The organism is Occallatibacter riparius, assembly GCF_025264625.1.
GTDB lineage: Bacteria > Acidobacteriota > Terriglobia > Terriglobales > Acidobacteriaceae > Telmatobacter > Telmatobacter riparius.
Genome location: NZ_CP093313.1, coordinates 417,156 through 439,905 on the forward strand (window position 1 = coordinate 417,156; position 22,750 = coordinate 439,905).

The 22,750-nt window shown below is 61.3% G+C and carries 23 protein-coding genes and 1 tRNA gene; 19 read left to right on the forward strand and 5 right to left on the reverse strand.

The features are described 5' to 3' along the window. Nucleotides 1-127: 127 nt before the first annotated feature. The 3 genes from MOP44_RS01435 to MOP44_RS01445 all read left to right on the forward strand — a co-directional run bounded on the left by MOP44_RS01435 (nucleotide 128) and on the right by MOP44_RS01445 (nucleotide 6,365). Nucleotides 128-3,595, forward strand: a complete 3,468-nt coding sequence (locus MOP44_RS01435; protein ID WP_260794113.1) for a carboxypeptidase regulatory-like domain-containing protein — start codon at nucleotides 128-130, stop codon at nucleotides 3,593-3,595. 208 nt (nucleotides 3,596-3,803) lie between these two features. Next, entirely contained in the window at nucleotides 3,804-4,967 is a 1,164-nt protein-coding gene (locus tag MOP44_RS01440; RefSeq protein WP_260794114.1) for a Gfo/Idh/MocA family protein, read from the forward strand. An 18-nt stretch (nucleotides 4,968-4,985) separates the two neighbouring features. Continuing rightward, nucleotides 4,986-6,365: a Gfo/Idh/MocA family protein gene (locus MOP44_RS01445; RefSeq protein ID WP_260794115.1), complete on the forward strand. Its 1,380-nt coding sequence runs from the start codon at nucleotides 4,986-4,988 to the stop codon at nucleotides 6,363-6,365. Between the two features lie 14 nt (nucleotides 6,366-6,379). Here the strand turns inward: MOP44_RS01445 and MOP44_RS01450 are convergent, their stop codons facing one another. After that, nucleotides 6,380-7,918: a glycosyl hydrolase family 79 C-terminal domain-containing protein gene (locus MOP44_RS01450; protein ID WP_260794116.1), complete on the reverse strand. Its 1,539-nt coding sequence runs from the start codon at nucleotides 7,916-7,918 to the stop codon at nucleotides 6,380-6,382. Nucleotides 7,919-8,090: 172 nt separating this feature from the next. Here MOP44_RS01450 and MOP44_RS01455 point away from each other — a divergent pair, with 172 nt between their 5' ends. Beyond that, on the forward strand, nucleotides 8,091-9,344 hold the full coding sequence (locus MOP44_RS01455; protein WP_260794117.1) for an ROK family transcriptional regulator: 1,254 nt from the start codon (nucleotides 8,091-8,093) through the stop codon (nucleotides 9,342-9,344). A gap of 35 nt (nucleotides 9,345-9,379) precedes the next feature. Here the strand turns inward: MOP44_RS01455 and MOP44_RS01460 are convergent, their stop codons facing one another. Together MOP44_RS01460 and MOP44_RS01465 are read right to left on the reverse strand one after the other, a co-directional pair. After that, nucleotides 9,380-9,850, reverse strand: coding sequence for an SRPBCC family protein (locus tag MOP44_RS01460; RefSeq protein ID WP_260794118.1), 471 nt, complete (start codon nucleotides 9,848-9,850; stop codon nucleotides 9,380-9,382). Further along, a complete protein-coding gene (locus MOP44_RS01465) occupies nucleotides 9,847-10,152 on the reverse strand; it encodes an ArsR/SmtB family transcription factor (RefSeq protein ID WP_260794119.1) in 306 nt (101 codons plus the stop codon). Before MOP44_RS01465 ends, MOP44_RS01460 begins: the two co-directional genes overlap by 4 nt. Before the next feature lie 110 nt (nucleotides 10,153-10,262). Here MOP44_RS01465 and MOP44_RS01470 point away from each other — a divergent pair, with 110 nt between their 5' ends. The 4 genes from MOP44_RS01470 (at nucleotide 10,263) to MOP44_RS01485 (ending at nucleotide 14,977) form a co-directional block, all read left to right on the forward strand. After that, on the forward strand, nucleotides 10,263-11,348 hold the full coding sequence (locus MOP44_RS01470; RefSeq protein ID WP_260794120.1) for an NAD(P)H-dependent flavin oxidoreductase: 1,086 nt from the start codon (nucleotides 10,263-10,265) through the stop codon (nucleotides 11,346-11,348). A gap of 39 nt (nucleotides 11,349-11,387) precedes the next feature. Next, nucleotides 11,388-12,401: an SAM-dependent methyltransferase gene (locus tag MOP44_RS01475; protein WP_260794121.1), complete on the forward strand. Its 1,014-nt coding sequence runs from the start codon at nucleotides 11,388-11,390 to the stop codon at nucleotides 12,399-12,401. 145 nt (nucleotides 12,402-12,546) lie between these two features. Beyond that, nucleotides 12,547-13,587 carry a DUF7544 domain-containing protein gene (locus tag MOP44_RS01480; RefSeq protein WP_260794122.1) on the forward strand — a complete coding sequence of 347 codons (1,041 nt, stop codon included), beginning with the start codon at nucleotides 12,547-12,549 and terminating at the stop codon, nucleotides 13,585-13,587. Nucleotides 13,588-13,807: 220 nt separating this feature from the next. Continuing rightward, on the forward strand, nucleotides 13,808-14,977 hold the full coding sequence (locus MOP44_RS01485) for a DUF6599 family protein (protein ID WP_260794123.1): 1,170 nt from the start codon (nucleotides 13,808-13,810) through the stop codon (nucleotides 14,975-14,977). 476 nt (nucleotides 14,978-15,453) lie between these two features. Here MOP44_RS01485 and MOP44_RS01490 read toward each other — a convergent pair whose 3' ends face one another. After that, on the reverse strand, nucleotides 15,454-15,702 hold the full coding sequence (locus tag MOP44_RS01490; protein WP_260794124.1) for a hypothetical protein: 249 nt from the start codon (nucleotides 15,700-15,702) through the stop codon (nucleotides 15,454-15,456). A 199-nt stretch (nucleotides 15,703-15,901) separates the two neighbouring features. Then, nucleotides 15,902-16,132, reverse strand: a complete 231-nt coding sequence (locus tag MOP44_RS01495; RefSeq protein WP_260794125.1) for a hypothetical protein — start codon at nucleotides 16,130-16,132, stop codon at nucleotides 15,902-15,904. A gap of 281 nt (nucleotides 16,133-16,413) precedes the next feature. On the opposite strand from MOP44_RS01495, the gene MOP44_RS01500 reads away from it, so the two are divergent. The 11 genes from MOP44_RS01500 to MOP44_RS01550 all read left to right on the forward strand — a co-directional run bounded on the left by MOP44_RS01500 (nucleotide 16,414) and on the right by MOP44_RS01550 (nucleotide 22,733). Beyond that, a tRNA-Thr gene (locus MOP44_RS01500) sits at nucleotides 16,414-16,489 on the forward strand. A gap of 149 nt (nucleotides 16,490-16,638) precedes the next feature. Further along, nucleotides 16,639-17,661: a hypothetical protein gene (locus MOP44_RS01505; RefSeq protein ID WP_260794126.1), complete on the forward strand. Its 1,023-nt coding sequence runs from the start codon at nucleotides 16,639-16,641 to the stop codon at nucleotides 17,659-17,661. Next, the gene (locus MOP44_RS01510) at nucleotides 17,658-19,097 is read left to right on the forward strand and encodes a ParB N-terminal domain-containing protein (RefSeq protein WP_260794127.1); all 1,440 of its coding nucleotides are present in this window, start codon (nucleotides 17,658-17,660) and stop codon (nucleotides 19,095-19,097) included. Before MOP44_RS01505 ends, MOP44_RS01510 begins: the two co-directional genes overlap by 4 nt. Continuing rightward, on the forward strand, nucleotides 19,094-19,339 hold the full coding sequence (locus MOP44_RS01515) for a hypothetical protein (RefSeq protein ID WP_260794128.1): 246 nt from the start codon (nucleotides 19,094-19,096) through the stop codon (nucleotides 19,337-19,339). The genes MOP44_RS01510 and MOP44_RS01515 overlap by 4 nt, the downstream gene beginning before the upstream one ends. Further along, a complete protein-coding gene (locus MOP44_RS01520; protein ID WP_260794129.1) occupies nucleotides 19,336-19,656 on the forward strand; it encodes a hypothetical protein in 321 nt (106 codons plus the stop codon). The genes MOP44_RS01515 and MOP44_RS01520 overlap by 4 nt, the downstream gene beginning before the upstream one ends. Then, nucleotides 19,653-20,099 carry a hypothetical protein gene (locus tag MOP44_RS01525; protein ID WP_260794130.1) on the forward strand — a complete coding sequence of 149 codons (447 nt, stop codon included), beginning with the start codon at nucleotides 19,653-19,655 and terminating at the stop codon, nucleotides 20,097-20,099. The genes MOP44_RS01520 and MOP44_RS01525 overlap by 4 nt, the downstream gene beginning before the upstream one ends. Then, nucleotides 20,056-20,331: a helix-turn-helix domain-containing protein gene (locus MOP44_RS01530; protein WP_260794131.1), complete on the forward strand. Its 276-nt coding sequence runs from the start codon at nucleotides 20,056-20,058 to the stop codon at nucleotides 20,329-20,331. The genes MOP44_RS01525 and MOP44_RS01530 overlap by 44 nt, the downstream gene beginning before the upstream one ends. Then, a complete protein-coding gene (locus MOP44_RS01535) occupies nucleotides 20,328-20,762 on the forward strand; it encodes a hypothetical protein (protein WP_260794132.1) in 435 nt (144 codons plus the stop codon). Before MOP44_RS01530 ends, MOP44_RS01535 begins: the two co-directional genes overlap by 4 nt. Further along, a complete protein-coding gene (locus tag MOP44_RS01540) occupies nucleotides 20,759-21,265 on the forward strand; it encodes a hypothetical protein (RefSeq protein ID WP_260794133.1) in 507 nt (168 codons plus the stop codon). Before MOP44_RS01535 ends, MOP44_RS01540 begins: the two co-directional genes overlap by 4 nt. 2 nt (nucleotides 21,266-21,267) lie before the next feature. After that, entirely contained in the window at nucleotides 21,268-21,525 is a 258-nt protein-coding gene (locus MOP44_RS01545; RefSeq protein WP_260794134.1) for a hypothetical protein, read from the forward strand. Next, the gene (locus MOP44_RS01550) at nucleotides 21,522-22,733 is read left to right on the forward strand and encodes a DUF6745 domain-containing protein (RefSeq protein WP_260794135.1); all 1,212 of its coding nucleotides are present in this window, start codon (nucleotides 21,522-21,524) and stop codon (nucleotides 22,731-22,733) included. The genes MOP44_RS01545 and MOP44_RS01550 overlap by 4 nt, the downstream gene beginning before the upstream one ends. Nucleotides 22,734-22,750: the final 17 nt, after the last annotated feature.

Below are 22,750 nucleotides of genomic sequence, written 5' to 3' on the forward strand. Positions count from 1 at the left end.
CCTCCGCGCCGGAACAGGGGCGTTGACAGGCGTCTCTCAGGGGACGTACACTTCGCGCGCCCTTTAGTTCAAGTCTCGAACAAATGCAAAATTGAAAGACGGATTCAGGGAACAGGGAGGCCAACGTATGCAACGCAGGTCAAAGGCAGGTTCCACCTATCTACGGTGGGCCATTCGGATGTGGGTGTTCCTCGGGGCGCTCACATTCACATTAGGAGCGTCCGCCCAGGGTGGAGGCAACGTCGCGATCTCCGGAACGGTAACGGATGCATCGGGCGCGATCGTCAGCGGAGCCCAGGTGAAGGTGACCCAAAAGAACACCTCAACCGTTCGCACGGCAGCGACGAATAACGCCGGTCAGTTCAACTTCCCCTCGCTACCCCCTACTACCTACACGGTGTCGGTGCAGGCGCAAGGTTTCAAGCAATATGTGCAGGATGTGGTGCTGCTCGCCGATCAGATCCGTGACCTCGATATTCATCTGCAGGTCGGGTCGGAAACGCAGCAGATCACGGTGGAAGCATCGAATGTCTCGGTCAACACGGTGAGCCAGGAATTGAGCCAGGTGATTGAGAGCTCGCGGCTGAGCGATCTGCCACTGAACGGCAGAAACGCGGCCGATCTCACGCTTCTAGTGCCCGGGGCAACGACAGCGATCGCGAACAACTCCGGTACGCTGCAGGGTGACACTAAGCAGGTTCCTGGCGCCGAAGCGATCGCGGTGAATGGTGCGCGTCCCGATCAGATTGGCTACAACCTGGATGGGGCCAACAACCAGGATCTGATGAGCAACACGAACAATCCGTTTCCGTTCCCTGATGCGCTACAGGAGTTCAGTGTTCAGACGAACAGCTTCGACGCGCAGTATGGCAATAATGCCGGCGCCGTTGTGAACGTGGTGACCAAGTCAGGCACCAACAATTTCCACGGTGACCTGTTTGAATTCGTTCGCAACGGCGCGTTCAACGCGCGCAACTACTTTGCCCCGACGGTAGATCCGTTGAAGCGCAACCAGTTCGGCGCAACTGTTGGCGGTCCCATTCACAAGAACACTACCTTCTTTTTCTTTGGGTGGCAGAAGACGATCATTCGCAGCGTGAACAATGCCACGAACGCGATTGTGCCGACGGCGGATAACCTGAACGGAAATTTCTCGCTCACTAATCCCAACACCGTCATTACCAATCCGTTCACGCACACCCCTTATGCCAGCAACGCCAACATCGGACCGCTTGACCCGGTAGCCCTCAACATGGCGAAGAATCTGCCGGTGCTGCCGGCGGGATCGACGAATGGGTCGGTGACGTTCGGCACGCCGCTGCAGCAGAACTTCGACGAGTACATCACTAGGGTAGAGCAGATGTTTCGCGGTCAGGACCGTCTGTTTGGACGGTTTTACCTCAACAAGTACCGTCACGCGCCAACCTATGACGGCAAAGACCTGCTGACGGCAGGGCCTGGATCAACGGTCACAACACAGAACTGGGCGATTGGCTATACGTGGGTGATTTCGCCGCAACTGGTGAATAACACGATCATTGACTTTGTACGTTCGGCCTCAGATCGCGGCCAGCAGGGCGGACCGGGGGGCACGGTGCCGGACATGAAGACCTTCGGCTCGAACATCTGGCAACTGCCCACGGCGCAGAGCGGCATGCGCAACTTCGGTGTTGCCGGCGATTTCACGCTGGGCGGCTTCACCGATGCGAAGTTCATCCGGAACACTTATGACCTTCGCGAGGTGCTTGACTGGAACAAAGGCAAGCACGACATGACGTTCGGCTACGATCTGGAACTGGATCAGTCGATCATCCGGAATACCGATCTGGAGAATGGCAGCTTCAACTTCACGAGCGATGTGACGGGACTGTCGATGGCGAGCTTCCTGCTCGGCTATCAGCACACATTCACCCAGACATCGGGCGACTTCTCCGACTCGCGCGAGAACCCGATGGGCGTGTTCTTCAATGACAAGTGGAAGGTGTCGCCGCGGCTCACGCTGGATTACGGATTACGCTGGGAACCGCAGCAGGTGATGAAGGAAACCCGGGGGCGCATCGAGCAGTTCCGTCCTGATGCGCAAGCTGCCGGTGTTCAATCGGCGATTATTCCGAGCGCCCCTGCGGGCCTGTTCTTCATCGGCGACAAGTACAACGGCATCAGCGTGCCGGATCGTGGCCAGACGGGCGACTTCAACAACTTTGCTCCTCGCGTGGGCATTGTGTGGGACCCGACCGGATCGGGCAAGATGTCTCTGCGCGCGGGAGGCGGTCTGTTCTACTACTCGCGGCTGCCCGGATTATTCCTGAACGATGCGGCAATTTCCGCGCCCTTCAGCCTGCGCATCGACCTCAACGACTCAACAACGGGACCCTCGCAGATTGGTACGCTCTCGGATCCTCTGGCTGCGTATCCGAACTTCACCAGCGGCTTTCCGCAGCGCTATACCTTGGAGACCGCTCCAAAAGATGCGACGTTCGTAAAGAACCCGACGGTGTTCAGCCTGCAGCCGGGGGTCAAGTGGACAACGCCGGAGATCTACGACTGGAACGTCACATTTGAGCGCCAACTGCGCGCAGATACCGTGATGCACGCCTCGTATGTGGGCACGCGCGGTACGCATCTGCGCCAGGATGTGAACCTCAACCCGGGCGTTTACACGGCCGGCAGCAGCGCTTCACTGCAGACGCGGAGGCCGTTCCAGCCGTTCGCCGTAATTTACGAGAACCGGAACACGGGGGCCAATGGCTATAACGGTCTCCAGTTCGATTTGGAGAAGCGGGCGACGGGGAACGGAGGCCTCCTGAATCAGATCACGCTGCTTGGCAATTACACCTACTCGCATGCGAACGACTACGGGTTGGCGGAGAATGGCGGGATCACCGATATCGGATCGAGCATCGGATCGGGAATGTCCTTCTATGATCCGAGGCAGCATGCGTTCGAAACCGGACCAGCAACCTTTGATCGGAGACACCACGTGGTGGTTTCGTACGTATGGAATCTGCCCAAGCTGACTAACTCGAATGCGTTGGTTCGCAACGTCATTGGCGGATGGCAATGGACGGGTATCTATTCGTTCAGCTCCGGCGATCCGCTGACGATCCTGGCAGGAAAAGACCGTTCAACCACGGGCAACAATCTCGATCGTGCAGATTACGTCGGCCCTGCGGGCCAGCTCGGCAGCAGGGGAACCCCAACTCAATGCCCAGCTGGAACTCCGGGGAAATTCTTTGCCTGCTCACCCTGGCTTGACACATCGCGGTTCTATGTCCCTGGAGTGAACAACACCGATAAGCCAGATGGACAGTACGGCAATGTTGGCAAGGGGACCTATCGCGGGCCGAACGTCTGGACCGCGGATACGGGGCTCATCAAGAACATTTACCCGTTCTCATCGCACGAGAACTTGAATTTCCAGTTCCGCGGCGAATTCTTCAATATCTTCAACCATCCGCAGTTCAGTGACCCGAACACGACGGTGGCAAACGCGGCCTTTGGCAGCATTCGGTCGACGATCGGCACGGCCACAGGCAATGTGGGCACAACTGCGGATTCGCGCATCATCCAGCTCGCCCTGAAGTTCAACTTCTAGGGCGCTATCAACAGCCTGCGATTCACGGAACGCGTGAATTGCTCAGCAGGGAGGGCCGGGATGACCGGCTCCTCCCGTAAAATACTGGCGGATTCGCCGCTCTCTAGTTTTGGTGGCGCGCCTGACTCTCCTATTGTGAGTGGCCCTCATGGATGCTGATTCCCTTCTCCCTCGCCGCGCATTTCTTCGCAATCTTTCTGCTGCCGGCATGATTTCTGCTCTTCCTTCTTTCGCGGCTGCTCCGCCAGTGATTTCTGGCGACAGTGTGCGGGAGGAGGTACTTCCCTTTTCAGAGGATGCGCCGCCGCAACATTCCATCAAGTTTGGCGTGTGCGGCATCAGCCATCCGCATATCTACGGGATGATTGAAGCGGTGAAGCGCGGCGGAGGCGTTCTGACGAAGGTGTGGGCGCTGGAGCCGGAACTGCTGGCGGCGTTTCAGAAGCGATACCCCGACGTGGCGGTGGCGAAGACGCAGGACGAGGTCATTCACGACAGCTCGATTCAGCTTGTGCTGAGTTCGCAGATCGCCAACGAGCGCGCGCCGATCGGGATTCGGTGCATGAAGGCCGGCAAGGATTTCCTTTCGGACAAGCCGGGTATCACTACGCTCGAGCAGCTGAAGGAAGTGCGCGAGACCATCGCCGCGACGAAGCGCATTTACGCCATCATGTATTCCGAGCGGCTGGAGGTGAAGGCCGCGGTGAAGGCCGGCGAACTGATTCAAGCGGGTGCGATCGGGAATGTGATTCAGACGATCAACATCGCACCGCATCAGATTCGGCAGAAGCCGGGCAGCGATGCGGGAAGTGCGGGATCAATCGACGGCAGGCCGGCGTGGTTCTGGAAGGACGTTCAGTTCGGCGGGATTCTGTGCGACATTGGCTCACACCAGGTGGATCAGTTCTTGTACTACACCGGGTCGACACAGGCCGAGGTGGTTGCGTCGCAGGTTGCGAATGTGCGGCATCCGAGCCATCCGGAATTCCAGGATTTTGGCGACATGATGCTGCGCGGAAACAACGGCTTCGGTTACGTGAGGCTGGATTGGTTCACGCCATATGGCCTAGGCACCTGGGGAGACGGAAGGCTCTTCGTGCTGGGGACGGAGGGCTACATCGAGCTCAGGAAATACACGAATGTCGCAGTAAGCAAGCAGGGGAACAATCTGTTCATTGTCGATCAGAAGGAAGCCAGGTACATCGACTGCAACAACCTGACGCTGCCGTTTGGTCCGCAGTTTGTGAGCGACATCGTGAATCGCACGCACACCGCGCAGGACCAGACGCAGTGCCTTTTGGCCGCCGAGCTTTCAATCAAAGCGCAGATGCATGCAACGCACGCTCACCTCGCCTGGGAGAGCCGGGCCTGATTTGCTTTGGAGATGCAGATGAAACCGTCACGCAGGGACTTTATCAAGGGATCGGTTGCCGGGAGTGTTGCCGTGGGATTTCCAACCATTGTGCCTAAGTCAGTGTTTGGAGCGACCGCTCCGTCGAATCGCATCACCATTGGGGCGATCGGCGTGGGACGTATCTCGCGCGGCCACGATATGCCCGGAGTGATGCAATTCACGGGCGTGGCGGGACGTGACAACCGCATCGTCGCAGTGTGCGATTTGAGCGAGCAGCGAGTGGAGTTGGGCAAGCAGTTTGTCAATAAGCACTACACGGAGAAGCTCGGCAAACCTTACACGGGCACGAAGGTCTACTCGAATTACAAAGAGCTTCTGGCGAATAAAGAGATTGATGCCGTGCTGATCTCGACGCCGGATCATCAACATGCGCGACTTGCTGTTGCTGCAGTGAAGGCAGGCAAGGATGTGTATCTGCAAAAGCCCGCTTCGCTGACTATTCATGAAGGCCGCGTCATGGCGGATCAAGTGAAGGCGAGCGGACGGATTGTGCAGATCGGATCTCAGCAGCGGTCATGGAAGCAGTTCGCGCGCGCGGTGGCGCTGGTGCGCAATGGTCGCATCGGAACGGTGAAGCAGGTTGAGGTCGGGCTGCCGGGGGATCCCGCGGGCGGCGACCCTGAGACGATGCCGGTTCCTGCGGGGTTCAACTACGATGCGTGGCTGGGATCGACGCCGGAGGTGCCGTACACGCTGGATCGCGTGATGCCTACGAATGATTTCTCGCGGCCGGGGTGGCTGCGCATGGAGCAGTTTGGCGCAGGCATGATTACCGGCTGGGGCGCGCATCACGTGGACACAGCACACTGGGGCATGGATACGGAACTCACCGGGCCTGTTGAGATTTGGGGAAGCGCGGAGTTTCCGCAGCAGGGACTATGGGATGTGCACGGGCCGTTCAAAACGTATGGCCGCTATGCGAATGGCGTGGTGATGACCATCTCGGGTGAGTTCGAAAACGGCATTAAGTGGATCGGCGACAAAGGATGGATCTTCGTGTGCCGCGATGGGATGACGACGCCGACCGCGTCAGCGAGTGACAAGCAGGTGCCGATTGTGCCGATCCGCGCAAGCGATCCGAAGATTCTGGATTCCGAGATTGGGCCGAATGAGTTTCATCCGTACACGTCGGATGATCAGCATGGCAACTGGCTGGATTGCATTCATTCGCGTAAGGCGCCGACTGCTCCGGTTGAAATTGGGCATCGCGCGTGCACGACGTGCCTGCTGCACTGGATTGCGATGAAGACGGATCATCACGTTCATTGGGATCCAGAGACGGAGGCGATCAAGGGCGATGACATTGCCGCGAGCCTGCTTTCGCGCCATCAACGCCATCCGTATGAGATCGCGTAGCTGACTCAGGTGTATCAACGCAGGAACAGGACCGCGGCACTTGCAGCCGGCACGGTGATCCGCAGCGAGTTGGTGCGTGTCTTCATCACCTCTGTTCGCGGATCCCACGTGCCGTCGGTGCTCACGTCGGCTCGCTTGAATTCGACGCCGGTGGTTGCATCGAGCGCGGGGGCGGTTAGCCGCATCATTCCCGCGCGGGAGAACGGCCTCTCGACAGTGATGGCAACTTCTCTGTCGGCCGAGGATGATTTGTTGACCAGTGCGACGGTTATGCCGCCGTTCTTTTCGGCTGCGTATGGGCGCAGCATCGGGTCTTGTGCCGACTCGACGGCAAGCATGCTGCCGCCCGCGAAATGCTGTGCCAGTTGCATGCCGTAGAAGACGGGGCGCGGTTCGGCGGGCTGGCCTTGCTCCGTTGCAATGGGCGTGTAGAAACCGTTGGGCGCGCTTTGCTTCTTATTGCCCGCGGCTTCAAGGCCGGGATTGTGATCGCCAAGACCAGCGGAGAGGAAGCGGCTGTCTCCGCCATGAAGATTAACGCCAGCGCAGCCAAGACTCGCCAGCGTCAGCAGATAATCGGCGGCCCAGAGAGATGCGGCAAAGGCATTGCTCATGCCGGGCTTGCCGCCGCGATAGCACGAGTTCCCCTCTGACATGCGATAGATCAGGTGATGCGCATCGGCGGTGCGGACGATTTCGCGCGCAGATTGCTCGACGTTGGGATCGCCGGCGAGGAGACGCTCGGTGGTGACGCGCGGATCGTTGGGTGGACCCTCGGCGTAGTAGTGACCGCTCAGGGCCACGAGACGCTCGCCGAGCTTCGGCGCAACTTCGTCGCCGAAGCGAATCACCCAGTCGGACGCGGCCGCAGTGTCTGGACCTCCGAAGCGTGCCTGAGGCACGCGCGCGCTGACGGCGTCAGCAAAGGCAAGCCATTCGCGTACGTAATCGTCGAACCCCCAACCGGGCGGACGCGTGCCGTTGCTGGCTTTCTGATAAAGATCGGGCTCGTTGCCGATCTGGAAGAACGCGAGCTTCGAGCCGAGTCTCTTGTGTACATAGGCCGCTTCAGCGGCAGCGCGTTCCGGCGTGCTGTTGCCGAAGTTGAGGCCGTAGATGGCCGTCCAGCCGGTTGCCTGGAGAAAGCCGGCGAGAGCATCGATCGCTGCTGGTTCGATGGCGAACAGGCGGTGCGGCATCCAATTCTGCGCCAGGTCGCCCGGGGGGACGTGGAGTTTGGGGGCGGGCGTAGCCGGCGTGGCGCGGAACCAGCAGAACTCGCTGGTGTTGCCGCCAACTCTCAGGACGCCTGACGGACTTAGCCTGCGAAACATTGCGATGAGGTCCTGGTGCTGCGGAGAGAAAAAGGCCGGTTCGCTGAGCTGCGCCAGTTCATAGCTGAGACCGACGAAGTTCGGCGGAACGACGTGTCCAGGCTGGCTGCTGCGAATGCGAACGGAGTGCGGCGCGCTCTGCGCTTCTGTGCTTGACGTGCAAGCGGCCGCCATCGCGGAAGCTGTCATCTGCAGGAAGGAACGACGATCTATTCGCATTTATGGGACCTCGCCCGGGAATTAGTCCATCCGCTCGACGGAACTCGGGTTCGATTTTAGCGGTCCGCAAGGAGGAAAGTCATGCCCCTGCACAATCAAGGTTTTCTTTGGGTCGTTCTTAGTGATTCTTATCACTTTCTTTAGACAGATGGAGTTACTATTCTGATTTGCGATGTCTCTGCGAAATATATCCACTGTGAATGAACGCAATCGATCGTCGCGCCTGATTCCGAAGGATCGCTCATCGGGGCGTGCCCAGGCCATGTCTCCGATTCGCGACAGTAACCGCGATCTGGTGCTCGAAGTACTCAGGCGCAACCAGCCGATCTCGCGCGTCGATATCGCTCGCCGTTCTGGGTTGCAGCGATCAACTATCTCCTCGATTGTGGATGAGCTCATTGAGGAGCGGTGGGCTCGCGAGGGGTCTGTGGTTAAGACGGAGCGAGGCCGCCGTCCAACCATGTTGACGATGAATGACGACCTGCTCCTCCTAGTCGCCGACGTGCGGCCCACCAAGGCGATTCTTGCGGTGGTCGACTTGAACGGCAGGTTCCTCGATCGCGCCGTAGTCCCGATCATTGCGGATGCGAAGGAGGGGGTTGAGCTGATCGCAGCGGGGATGCGGCAGCTTCGTTCCAACTTCCCGGGAAAGAGGTGGGAGGGAGTGGGCATCAGCCTGCCAGGGCGCGTGAACAAGATCACGCACAAATTGGCGTGGGCGCCAAATCTTCCGTGGGTGGGTTTCGATATTCGCGGAACGCTGCAGAAGGCGCTCAAACTTCAGGTGGAGTTGGAGAATGCCGCAAACGCCTGCCTGCTTTCGGAGGTGTGGTTCGGGCATTTGGAGGGAGTGCAGAATGCGGTGCTGATCACGATTGCTGAAGGCGTTGGGGCATCGGCAATTGTGAATGGCACGCTGATGGAAGGCGCCGAAGGGCTGGCAGGCGAACTGGGGCACGTGACGGTTTCCGACTCGGGCCCGCGATGTGCGTGCGGGCAGGTGGGCTGCTGGGAGATGTTCGCCTCATGCCGGGCGGCGTTGCGCTACTTCCACGAAGAGATGAAGGGAAAGGGCGCTGCAACGATCCAGGACCTTCTGAACCTCGAAGCGAATGGCGACAAGGCGGCACGCGCGGCGTTGAATTGGCAGGCCGAATGGATTGGACGCGGAATGCGCGTGGTAACGGCAGGGTTTAATCCGGAGCTGATCCTGTTTGTGGGCGATATTACGCTGCGGTGGGATGCGGTGGGGCCGATTGTGCGTGCTGAGCTCACCAAGCGGCTGGTGGGCGGCGCGCAGCCGAAGATTGCGATCGTGTCGGATGGCGAAGCGGCGCGATTGCGTGGCGCGGCGGCGGTGCTGCTGCAACGCCACATCAGTTTCAAGCGAACATCGAGGAGCCGGAAGGTCGCGGTAACTGCCTAAAGGCCGCGACCTTGTGGCATCGGATTCATGCCACTTCATCGGCTGTGAGAATGATCGGCTTGCGTCAGGACGACGCTGCCCGTTTCGAGCAAAGACTTGAGGTTGGACAGAATCTTCGGCCATCCGCCTGAAACAGCCTGGATGAACTTCGACTCAGCGAGTTCGATGGAGTGTGCGATGGTAAGCCGCACGGCTTCGCTATAGGGCTCCAGATCGATGGTGCACAGGGCAAAGCCTTCGGCCTTAAGCTCCGGACGAAACTCGTTGCGCCACTTGAGCTGGATCCGATGGGGCGGATCGAGCTCGAGGATTTCTCCGGTGTCTGCCACTCTGCCGTCAGGAAAGAGCATTTGCCATGCGGCTCCGGGCTTCCAGTCGCTGATGATTTGCATGCCAAACCAGTAGTCCTTCATCTGATTGGCATCGGTCAGCGCAGACCATAGCTTCTCCGGAGTCGTGCGGATGAAGGTTACATATACGAAGCTGCTTTCGGATGATTTGCTCATGATTGCTTGCCCTCCAGATTCTTTTTCAGTCTCGATAGCGCCTGCAGGCGCGGGTGCTCGAACTTGCTGATCCAGCGTTCGGCGATTGCGTTGATAGGTACCGGGTTGATGAAGTGAAGCCTTTCCCTTCCCTGCCGCTTCCACGAGACCAGGTTCGCCTCTTTGAGAATCCCCAAGTGTTTTGCGACTGCCTGACGGGTCATATCGAGGCCTTCGCAGAGTTCGCCCAATGTCTGGCCGTTCTTGTGGCGTAGCCGGTCGAGGAGTTCGCGTCGGCTTGCGTCCGCCAGAGCCTTGAACACCGTGTCATCGTTCATCGCGATATGCAACCATTCAGTTGCGTAATCAGAATAGGAAACCTATTGGTTGCCTGTCAAGATCAGTGTGAATCCATTTGCGAGAGAATGTCGGCATGAGAGGCTGGCCCGATCGTCGACTGCTCGACATGCTGAAACTTGAGACTCCGATCATTCAGGCGCCGATGGCGGGATCGGATTCTGTTGCGCTGGCGCGCGGGGTTTCGTCCGTGGGGGCGCTGGGGTCGCTCGCCTGTGCGCTGCTCGGGGCGGACGCGGTACGCGATGCGGTGCACGCGTTGCGCGACGGGATGGAGCGGCCGTTCAATCTGAATTTCTTCTGCCACACGATGGAAGAACCGGGCACGGCTGCAAGGGAGAAGTGGAAGAGCTTCCTGCGACCGCACTACGAGCGGCTGGGTCTTGACATTGAGGCGGTGGGGGAGAGCCGCCTGCGGCTTCCGTTCGACGACGAGATGTGCGCGGTGGTGGAGGAGGTCCGGCCTGCGGTGGTCAGCTTCCATTTCGGATTGCCTGCTGCTGGGCTGCTGGAACGGGTGAAGAAGGTGGGTATCCGGATACTGGCGTGCGCCACGAGCGTGGACGAGGCGAAGTGGCTTGAAGATCGCGGATGCGATGCGATTGTCGTTCAAGGGCTCGAGGCCGGCGGACATCGGGGGATGTTTCTGGAGACTCAGGTGGCGGCTCAGGTGGGGCTGTTCGCGTTGCTGCCACAGGTAGCTGACGCAGTTTCGGTTCCGCTGATTGCAGCGGGCGGCATTGCCGATGGACGAGGCATTGCGGCTGCTTTTGCGCTGGGCGCATCGGGCGTCCAGTTGGGGACGGTTTACCTGTTCTGCCCGGAAAGCAAGGTGTCCCCGATGTATCGAAAGGTGCTGGAGCAAGCGACAGATACGGCAACTGCCGTCACGAATTTGTTCAGCGGGCGGCCTGCCAGGGGGATTGTGAATCGGTATCTCAGCGAGGCGGGACCGATGTCTGACGATGCGTTGGCGTTCCCGTATGCGGGAACGCTGATTGCGCCTCTGCGCGCGGCGTCGGAGAAGGCGGGCCTGATGGACTACATGCAGATGTGGGCTGGACAGACATCGAAGCTTGGACGCGCGATGCCGGCGGATCAGTTGACTCGGAAGCTTGCGACGGAGGCGTTGGATACGCTGCAAGCGTTGTCGGGCGAGTAGACGCGCACAGGCCTGGCGGTGGCGTGAATAATAAGGACAATGTCTCTCAAGCCATTCTTCAACCTGCTGCGCGAAGGGCGCCTTACGCCTGTGCTGGGCGTGGGCGCCGCACTCAAACCGTTTTACAAGCTCACCTGGCTCGCAGCCGCTGGAGAGTCCGGGCTGTTGAACCGGCTAGCGAGCGGACCGGCTACGTTCGAGTCGCTCGCTCAGGGCGGTGGCACAGCGGGTCAGAGACGCGAAGCGCTGGAGGCTTGGCTCCAGTTGGGCGTTCGGCTGAAACTGCTCAACTTGGGAGCCGGAGGCTATGAACTGCGCGGAATGGCGAATGCGTTGGCACGGCCGGAGAACGACGCCACGCTGGCCATGGTGCAGGAGGTAGCGGGGCTCCACCACAAGCTGATTGCAGACACGCTTCCTCGGGTCCGCAGAGGGGAACTCTTCACTCTTGCCGACCAGGATGGGGAGCTGATTGCGCGATCGTCGCGGATCCTTGAACCATTCCAGGTTGAGGCGATTCAAGAGTTCTTCCCGGGGAGCGGCAACGTGCGGCTGCTCGAGATCGGGTGCGGGTCAGGAGTTTATCTGCGATACGCGGCTGCGAGGAATGCTTCGCTGACGGCTGTAGGGCTGGAGCTTCAGCCTGCGGTGGCGGAGATGGCGCGCAGGAATCTGCGCGGCTGGGGTCTGGAGGGCCGGGTGAAGGTCGAGGATGGCGACTTCCGCGCGAGGCCGGTTGGAGAACTCTTCGATATCGCGACGCTTTACAACAACATTTACTACTTCCCTGTGGCAGAGCGCGTGGCCCTCTTGGAGCGCATTGCGAGCTTTCTCAAGCCGGGCGGGTTCCTGCTTTTGACGACCTGCTGCCAGGGTGGAAGCCTTGGCGCCGAAGCGCTGAACCTGTGGGGGGCGGCGACCAGCGGAGCTGGGCGTCTGCCGGCTGAAGATGAACTGGTTGGCCAGCTTCGGCAGGCGGGATTCGGCGTGGTCAAGACAAAGAGCCTGCTGCCCGGGGACAAGTTCCTGGCCTTTCAGGCGTTCCGCGGATAGCAGAGTCTGCGGCGGCACTTGCAATGAGGAACATCGAAGGCTCGCCTTGCGTATGAATGGATGCCGGCAATGCCAGCCTCAGCGCGTTGGCACGCGTCCGGTCTTAGGATTCGTGCTACGCTCGTCGCGTTGAAGGAGGCGCATCATGTACGTCCTCTCTGCCACGGAAGCGATCTCTCCTGCCTTGAATCGCACCCGCGACTTTCTATTCCGGCCGTTCCGCTGGGGGAATTATCTGAAGTTCTGCGCGGTCGCGGTGCTGACGGAGGGCATGTGGGCTAACCTGCAGGGGAATAAGGGCGGCTCACCGTCGTCGGGGAGTGGGTCGCATGGAGTTCCGCTGAATCTTGATCCGGGGATGATTGCGGCTGTTATCGCGTGTGCAATCCTGCTGGTGGTGCTGGGCATTGCGCTGATGTATGTCGTGGTTCGCCTGAGATTTGCGCTCTTCCACAGCCTGGTGCATCGCTCGCGTGAACTGGCGCCCGGGTGGCACCTCTATCGCGAGCAGGCGATGCGCTTCTTCGTGCTTTCGATCGTGGTGGCGGCGGGGTTCCTGGCGGTAGCCGCGGTAGCTCTGGCTCCCTTTGTGCCGGGGTTCATCCGGGTGTTCCGCGAGAGCCAGGAGCAAGGGCACCTCATCTTTGGCGACTTTCTGCCGCTGATTCTGCAACTGGCGCCGGTGATTATGATTCTGATGCTGGCCGGCGTGGCGGTCGGCGTGGTTCTTCGGGATTTCATGCTGCCGCATATGGCGCTGGAAAATGCGACGGCGGGCGAGGCATGGTCGGCGGTGCTGGAACGCGTGATGGAAGAGAAGGGCTCGTTCTTCCTGTACGCGGTGCTGCGGGTGATACTGCCGTTTGCGGCTACCATTGCGCTGACGATTGTGCTCATCGTGCCGGCGATCCTTCTGTTTGGCATTCCGGGAGTGCTGTTTGCGCTGGTGCACGCGGCTCAGGTGCATTCGACAGGCGCAGCGTGGCTGGTGATGGTGCTGCTCCAGGTGGCGCTCGGGATCTTGATGGTTGCGATCGGACTGCTGATGGCGATCTGCTTCGGCGGTCCGGTGAGTGTAGCGATTCGCAACTACGCGCTGGTGTTCTATGGCGGCCGGTATGAGCTGCTGGGGAACATTCTGGCTCCCGCGCAGACGGCGCCTGCGGCGCCGCCGCTGCCGGCGTGATTACTGCCGGGAAAAGCGAGCAGGGTACAGAAGGGCAGATGGACCAAACAGGCGCAATCCGCCTTGCGGATTGCGCCTGTTTGGTTCTCGTCCGCAGGGAATGAGGATTGCGCAGTCCAGTCTCGGGAACCTTTCTCAGAGATGGGGTGTCCAACAAGAGAGGGGGCGCGCGCCGGTCTAGAGGGCGAAGCTGTACCCTGAAGGTTGGAGTTCTGAATTGATGCGTTGGATTTATACATTTGTTGCTGGCGCGGCTCTGGCGGGTGCCGCCGCTGCAGGAGCGCAGCAAAAGCCTGCTGCGCCTGCGGCGGGACAGAAGACGGCTGCACCCGTTGCAGCCAAGGCGGCCCTGCCGGACGGGAAGCTGCTGCCGGATTCGTTCGCAGGGTGGGTGGCGAAGGGCGTTGCCAGGCCTCTTGCCGACGCGGCGCAGGCCGATGCAGCGAATGCCGCAGCACTGAAGGAGTATGGGTTCCAATCGGGAGCAACGGAGGCCTATGAACGCGACGGCGAGACGCTGACGTTGCGCGCCATGCGATTCAACGATTTGAGCGGCGCTTATGGGGCGTATTCGTTTTATCGCGGGACGGGGTGGCCGAAGGAGGATGTGGGCAACGGCGCGGCGTCGAACAAGAACCATGTGATCTTCTGGCGCGGGTTTATCGTCGTCGATGCGGAGTTCTCCAGGGTCGGCTCGATGTCGGGGTCGGAGCTGCGAGACCTGGCGGGACGCCTGCCTGAGGCGCAGGGAACGAAGGCGTTGGCTCCGCCGATTCTGTCGGTGCTGCCGAAGAAGTGGATGGACGCGCAGAGCACGCACTATGTGCTGGGTCCGGCGGGTTATGCGGGCTCGGGCGGCGTGCTTCCGCCGGAGCTGGTGGGCTTCGATCGGGATGCCGAGGCTGTGACGGCGAACTATTCGCTGTCGTCGGGGCCGGCGGTGCTCACGTTGATTGCTTATCCCACGCCGCAGATGGCGGCGGCTTACGAGACGAAAATTCGCGACTACATCAAGACAGGGGACAAGGCGCAGCCGGCGTTTACGAAGGCGCTAACGGACTCAGACCAGGCTTCGCTCGAAGTGCGGCGCAGCGGGCCCGTGGTGGCGCTGGTGAGCGGCGATGCGATTCCCGACGAGAGCCATAAACTGATCGGCAGCGTGTATTACCGGGAGGACTTCGTATCGATTCCGCAACCAACGGAGTCGGAGGTATCGAAGACAGGAAAGCTGTTGATGGGGATCGCGACGCTGGTGCTGATCGGCGCGGGCACGGCCATCTTCCTGGGGGTGTTCTTCGGCGGTGGGCGGGCGCTGTACCGCATCGCGAGAGGCAAGCCGGTGTCGAGTGTGTACGAAGCCGAGTTCATTCGCCTTGATTTGAGGGATTAATGAACGGGGGTTACCCCACGGCGGCAAATTGGTACGCACCAGAAGGGTTAACCGGGGAAACAAGCCTGTGGAAAACAGGTCCGAAATAGCAGAAAACTACCCGAAAACCCGAGGAAAACCGGAACCAAAAAGGCGAAGAAGCTACGAAGATCCGGTTGCGCGGAAAAGATGGGCCTTCCTTGCAAACCATTGAATATAGGCTATTTAAATTCTTCAGAATTATTCTTGACACTGGTAGAGCCGGAACCTACTATGCAGCCAGAAAGTTCTGATGGCTTTGCCTCCGTTGGAACTATTCTCCCTAAGGGAAGAGCTGCCCTGTTGCCGGGCGGCTCTTTCCATTTCTAAGGCACTTGCGGTGCGGCCACTGCGCTTGGCCCGATCATGCTCACGGCGCCGCTCGGGCCACTCTCGTGACCTCCCCTTTCCAGTCAGAGTTGATTCGGTTTTGTGATCGTCTGAGCTCGGGAGAGCTGTCAGCGGGCGGGGGTGGTGATGTCGCCCATCATGGCGCGGATGACGACCAGTACAGTGACGGTTACGGCGGCCCAGATGCAGGTCCAGAAGCCGATGCGGCTGAAGGGAATGAATAGGGCGCCCTGTTTGCCGTTGATATTGAAGCCGAACTGGTCGGGAAGCAGCGCGCGGACGGCGACGGCGAGCAGGAAGCCTCCAGCCCAAACGAATGCGATGCGGAAGGCGAGCACCAGCGTCTGCGCCATCATGGGCGTGTCCCCTTTCGCGGCGCGAGGGCAGACGAGATGCGCCGTCAGAATCTAAACATTACAGAAAAGGGGCTGAGAAGGAAAAGGGCGGAGGAGTGCGCTTCGTTTTCGAGACAACACGACTACGGTCAGCGGAGTTGGGCGGCGCTTGGGGGAGGGCAATATTTGGCGTAACTGGAGCCCGGGGTGAATCAGAGGGTCAGCGGTGCAGCAGGCGATGCCATCCGAAATAGGATGCGCAGGCGCAGGCGACGATGAGGGATTCAAGAATCAAAGCGTACACCACTCCACGAAAGGCCGGAGAGATGTAGCGCGCTTTGCGGTATAGGGTGAGGCTTGAGGTGGGGTCGACGATGAAATGCTGTGAAACGCGGACTAACGGCTCGTCTTGGTCCAGCACTCCGGCTGGAAAAGGGATGCAGGTGGGCATAGTGGTCGTGCGGTTTCCTGTTCAAGAAATCGGTTTAGTTGGAGAACCGAAACAACTGTACCACGACCTAAACCGCTGTTGAGTGATCTTGAGCACGTTACTTTTCCGGAATTTGCATGGCTAGAAGACGGATGTGTGAATGTCCTGACCGGGCATGGGACGGAACTATATTGGAAGGACGAGAGAAGTCGCCGGCACGGCAAACAGGCTGAAAACGATGCTGCCAATGAGCGCCGCAGCCTTTACCGAAAAGGTCGCGAACGATACAATCAGAAAAGTGTGCCGACGTAGCTCAGTTGGTAGAGCAGCTGATTCGTAATCAGCAGGTCATCGGTTCAAGTCCGATCGTCGGCTCCAGATTCCCTTAAAACCAGCGGATTTTATAAGGGAATCTGCCGGAATGCAAGTCAAGTTCGACTCCAAAGGGCGATGGAACTGCTGTTTAGAAACAGCGGCTCTATCGCCCTTCGCATTTCCGGCGATGATTTTCCGTGGTTGGTCCTTCGGTGCCCGCACCAAGGAGCGCAACCATGGAGCAGCATTCAAACGTATTCCGGCTTTCGCCAGCTGAGGCGAGGCCGTTTCCTGCCGCGGGCCTGGATGCCCGTCCGGCCGTGCCCGGCCCTGAGCCGGGAACCCCTGAACATCTGAGCGCACCTGCGCAGCCGTCTGGCCCGCAGGAATCCTCTCGCCGCGAACCGGAGCCTGGGTCCGGCTCGGCGGGCGAAGCCCCCTCCACGCGCTCCGGAGGGGAGCAGAACGGCGCCGCCGCGGATTCGACCCCCGCGGCGGATGCTGTGTTGGTGGCCCATAGCGCCAAGGCGCTCGAGGCTGGCGTCGAATCTATCAATGAAGTTCGTTCGGCGCTCGGGCTGGGGGCGGCCGCGGCGGATGCTGTTGACCAGGCGGACGGGTTTGGCGTTGATGCCTCGCTGCGCTGCCGTGACTGCCATCGGCCGCGTCATTCCACCCCCCGGCATGCGCCGGACTGCCGGTACGCCTACCAGAACTGCCCGGGCTGCACCTCGCGGGGTGCGCACCTGGCTTCCTGCCCGTTGAGCACGCAACTGCGCCGGCCTGACGATACGTGCTGCCCTGGCGTCGATATGCCGGGCGTGGGGGCGGTGCACACGCACGAGTGCCGCGTCCAGCGCCAGGTGCTGCGCGCCAGCGCACCCTACGCCGCTCCGGTCAAGCCAGCACTTGAGGCCTCCGACTTTGCCGGATATGCCGGGCCGTTCGGGCAGCTCCTGTTTGCGGCCCGCGATCTGGCCCGGTCGCGTGTGATAGGGGCCGATGCGTTGACCATGCCGCGCGACTGGTGCCTGGAGTGCGATCGCTCGGTTTCGCCGGACGGCTCCGGCCACCTCGAGCCCTGCCGCACCGGCCGCGTGCTCGACCTGGTCGCGCGGATCTGCGCGATCGCACCGGACTTCGATTTTTCAAGCCGTCGCCCGTGCGAAAGCTCTTCGGTCGAGGAGATCGCTGGCGCTCTCGCCGCTCGGCTCAAGAACGGCGGTGCGCAATGATGAAGGCCACTGCCATCACCCCTGCCGAAATAGTGCACGGCGAGATTCCGCTGGAGCAGCTCGTGCGCTCGCGGTTTGAAACGCGCAAGGCGATCGACCCGGGCCGCCTTGCCGAGCTCGCTGAAAGCATCCGTCGCAATGGCGTTATCGAGCCACTCATTGTGAGGCCGCTCGGAAAGCTTGGCCCATATGAGATTGGCGCCGGCCAGCGGCGTTGGGAAGCCTCGAAGCTCGCCGGCAAGACCACGGCGCCTTGTATTGACTGCGTAAGGAGTGCTCAATCCGAGGGAGCAATGGACGGGATGAGCCCTTCGCGGGTGACGGTCGCCGAGTTGCGCGCGCGCATCGTGCGGACTCAACTGCGCGTTCTGCGCGACGTCCCCTTCCCGCTGGACGACGAGATCCCGCCGATGGCCTGCACCGCGTGTCCGAAGCGCGCGACCGGAGCGGCCTCGCTGTTCGCCGACGTCGCGGAGGATACCTGCACTGATCCTGAATGCCTAAGCCAGAAGATCCGCACCTGGGTCAAGTCTCAGCTGGAAGCCGCGGAGCGCGCGGGCCGCGTGCTTGTAATGCTCTTCGATGGTCACGCGCAGGATCGGGCGGGCGTCAGCCGCTGGAACTGCGTAGTGGCCGCCGACTGCGCTTGCAAGGAGCAGGCGATCTGGGTTACCGGCAATCGGATCGGGCATTTCGTCCAGATCTGCCGCGACAAGAAGTGCCCTGAGCATGCTGCGAAAAGCGACGCTGACGCGCCCTCGACGACGAGCAGTGGTACCAAAGGTGGCGTGTCGAAGTCTGCAGCGCCTAAGCAGAGCGCGGAGGATAAGCGCCGGATCGAGGCAGAGAAGGCTGAGCGCGCCAAGCTGGCCGAGAAGGTCAAGAAGGAACGCGAATACCGCGCGAGGCTCTTTGCTGAGATCGGGCGGGTGGCGGACGCGCAGATTGATACACCGCGCATCGCTCTCCTGACGAAGCAAGTATGTCTGCGCGTGTTGGCCGGTGCGGGGCAATACGGCGCGGAGCTGGCCCCGGTGCTCGGCTGGGATCGCTCGCTGTTTGACTACGGCAACGACCGTCTGGAGGCGCAGGTGCGCGGCCTGACGTTGCAGGGCGCTCTGAGGGCGGCCGCGCTGCGCCTCGCTGTCGACCAGCTTCCGGTGGGCGATTACGACATCCAGCGCGGGCTGGCGCCTGAGCGCATGGAGCAGATCGCGAGTTGGCTCGGCATCGACGTCAAGGCGGTGCGTGCGGGCAAGCCGGGCACGGTGACGACATCGGTTGATCGTGCCCTTGCTCACGCCGCGGCGATCCGCGAGCGCGAGGCGGCGAAAGCTCCTGCAAAGAAGAGTGCGAAGAAGACGCCGGCGAAAGCTGCCAAGCCTGCGGCGAAGAAAGCTGCCAAGAAGGCCGCGAAGAAAGGCGGCAAGCGATGAATTGTGTCGAGATGTCGCTTGCTATTCGCGAGCGCGCAAGAGCTCTCAGAGATGCCGACCAGGGCTTGACGATCGGACAGCTTGCCGACGCCGGCGAGCTCCTCGTCGTTCTTGCCCGGATCGTCGAAGGCAAGGACGTAGAGCGCGCATTCGGTCGGCCCGGCGACTGGGGCTACTCGCATCCGATCGGGAGAGCTCTGGCTGCTCGCGAGGACAGCGAGCGAGAGGCGGCGAAGCGATGAGCCTGCTGGTGCCAGGGCGGTGCCGGCATTGCGGGTGCGGCGGCGAAAGCTGCCGCCTGCCCGACGGTGATTTGTGCGTGTTCACCGATCGGGAGCGGCTGGTCTGCTCCGCGCAGGCCTGCCAGATCGCCGAGGCGGATCGTAGGGCGCGCGCGGTTGAGGAGCGAAAGGCGTCCGTGCCGCGTTCGCCGCGCGATGCCTGGCGGGCGGCTTCCATCGCGATGTCGCGGCAAGGCCTGAACCAGGAGCTGATCAACGAAATATTGGCGCGCCGGCGCGATCGCGCGAAGCGGCGGAAAGGGAGACGGGCAGCATGAGTACTGCGGGAAACAGGGATCAGGATTCAGGAAACATCTTCAGCTACGTACCGGCGATGACGTGCAAGTGCGCGGTTGCGGGCTGCGGAAGAATGGCTTTCCCGGGCGAACGCTTCTGTGAGCGCTGCCTGGATGAGATCTCCGCGCTGGTCTGGATGTCTCAGCAGCGCGATGAGCGCGAGACCATGCGTGCGCAGCGCTTGGCGAAGCTGCGGAACGCCTGCAAGACCTGGCGCGCGGTGGGGCTTTATTACGCGGCGATTCGGTTTGAGTATGCGTGCGTGTGGCTGCACAAGTGGCGCTGGCGGTTTCTGGCGGCTGTGGTTCTCGCCGCGTTGATGTGCTTTTTCGGCGATCTGCTCGGCACCGCCTTCGAGATGTGGATGACGGGGGGGCGCAATGAGCGTAGATCTGCTGATCTACAACCCTTCCCAGAGCTTTGAGCAGATGATGGCCGATTGCCGCCGGGTGATTCTGCGGGCGGCGCTGGTCGACGCGCGGGGGAACCAGTGCAAGGCCGCAGAGCGTCTCGGCATGCACCGCAACACGCTGGCGCGGCACTGTGAGGCGCTGGGAATCAATGCCGCAACCTGCAAGCCGAAGCCTCCGCGCGGATATCGGCCGAGTGAGCTGGCGCGTCTGGTGCTGCGCAATGCGTCGGGCGGTGCCGCATGAGTCGCCACAGCTATGTGGTTGTCGATATGGCGGATCCGGGCGCGTCGATCGTGATGCTCGCGGTGGCGCAGCTCTGCCAGGACTGCGAGGCCATCACGGCCGCCGGCAACGGGCGCTGCGCGCGCTGCGGTTCGCAGTCGCTGCTCTCGATCGCGAAGGTGCTCAATCGCGAGGAGGAAGAGAAACCTCCGGTCCATCCCGTCGAAGTTCGCATATCGATCGGCGGTGACAATTTCGAGTACGTCCAGCGCGTGCTGAGTGAGCTTGATCGCGAGGCGTTCCTGCGCGACGCGGACAGCTTCCGGATGTGCAGCGGCGGTGCCGGCGGCTCGTATTCCGTGACGACAGTGACGCGGGATATCAGCGCGGAAGACTTTCGGGCAGAGTTGGCTGCATGGTTTGAGCGCCGGCGCGCGGGCGGTGCGCGATGAGGTTCTTCGAGAAGCAGCGGCCGGAAGTCTACATCCACACCGCGAAGCTGAAGCGCGACAGGAAGTCCGGCATCCGGTTGTGGCAGTTCACGCTGATCGTCACCATGACGGCGGAGCATGTGAGGGCCTGCGATGTCCCGGTGGCGAAGGCCTGGGACTACATCACGGACCGCGATAGCGCTGCGATCGAGGTGCTGATTGCGAGCGAGATTCAGGCCTGCGGGATCGATTTCTTCGCGCAGATCGATGACGTCACGCCGGTGCTGCACCTGGATGTGGTCGACCTGAAAGGGCTGCGGTTCACGCGGGAGAAGAACACAGTCGAGTTCTGGTTCAGCGGCGAGCACGTAAACGAGGGCGGCATTCACGACTTCATGAAGCCGTACGCGTACACGCGGGTGTGGGCGGCGTTTACACCGGCGCGGCAAGGTGAGCTGCAGATGCAGCCGGCGGCGCAGGGCAAGCTCGGCAGCAAGCCGAAGCGGATGAAGGATCCGGGATAGCTATGAGCAGCGGGAACGCAACGAGCGAATACACGCGCCTCGAACTGGCGATCGACGAGGAGATGATCCTGCGCGAGTCGGCGCTAACGCGCAACGCGGTGTTGCGGCGGGCGGTAGCGATCGCCTGCTGTGACCAGGCCGATGCGATGGCGCAGGCGCAGGGCTACGCGCGTGAGCCGCTGCCGGATGCGGGCATGGTGCTGATGCTGTGCGCAGTGATGAGAGCAAGCGAGGAAGTGGAACAGGAGAAGGCGGGATGACAAGGAGAATCACGAAGTTGACAGAGGCGCAGAGAGCGCGCTTCGACGAGTGGGCCGACAAGTGGATTGAAGTCGGCTTAAGAACAGGGAATGCGGATCGATTTAAGTTCGAAGCCGCTGTGCGCGAGTGCTATCGCTTCGCAGGTTTGCAGCCACCGAAGGTGATCGTGTGGGCGCCGTCGCCACTTGTGGTGGCGATCGCCGGGCCTGCAGCGTCGTACCTGCTGGCGCTGCGAGAGCGCCAGGGCCAGCGCGACGCGGTTCACGGCGCGGTTCACGGCGCGGTTGGCGGCGCGGTTGGCGGCGCGGTTCACGGCGCGGTTGGCGGCGCGGTTGACGGCGCGGTTCGCGACGCGGTTCTGCAGACGATCGCAAACAGTTGGTACTACATCCTGGGCGGTCAGTTCTGGGTTTCTGGAGGCTGGTGGGGTTGCGCCTTTACTTCGTACTTCCGCGATGTTTGCGGGCTTGAGCTCGAAGGCGATCTATGGAACCGCGGCCGCGCCTATGAGGCTACGGCTGAATCGGCGTGTTGGTGGTGGCCGCACCGCGACTTCGTGATCGTGAGCGAACGGCCATTAGAGATTCATCGCGAGCTGGCCGATCCGCCGCGGCCTCGAGGCTGGGGTTCGCATAGGCTGCATCGCGAAGACGGCCTGGCAATCAGCTTCCGCGATGGATGGGGTGTGTGGTCCTGGCATGGGACGCGCGTAACCCGCCAGATCATTGAAGCGCCGGAAACACTGACAGTCGCGCAGATCGCGGCCGAGGAGAATGCCGAGGTTCGGCGCGTGATGGTGGAGCGGATGGGCTGGGAGCGCTTCTGCTCAGAAGCCAAGATGAAGATCATCCACGTGGACGAACTCCACTCGAAGTTTCCGGATATCCCTGTTTCAGAGACGGTAGAGGCTGGCACTCGCTTCGTGACGCATTACCGCCCCGGCACCGAGCGCGCAGAGCTGCTCGAGGCGGCCGAACTCCGCGACTTTGAGGACAGGCCGCTGCGGTTCGTGCGCCTAACGGATCCATCGACAGGCCGGCAATACACGATCCGTGTGCGCCACGATCACAAGCGGTGCTACGAGGCTGTGGCGTGGACCTTTGGGCTCGATGATGAGCAGGCCTACAAGCGCGGACGCTTCCTGCGCCAGGGCGATGTTTTTCTGAAGCCATTGTTGGGCGGCCCGTTGGCACAGCAGCACAGCTAAAAGACCTCCATCCAATG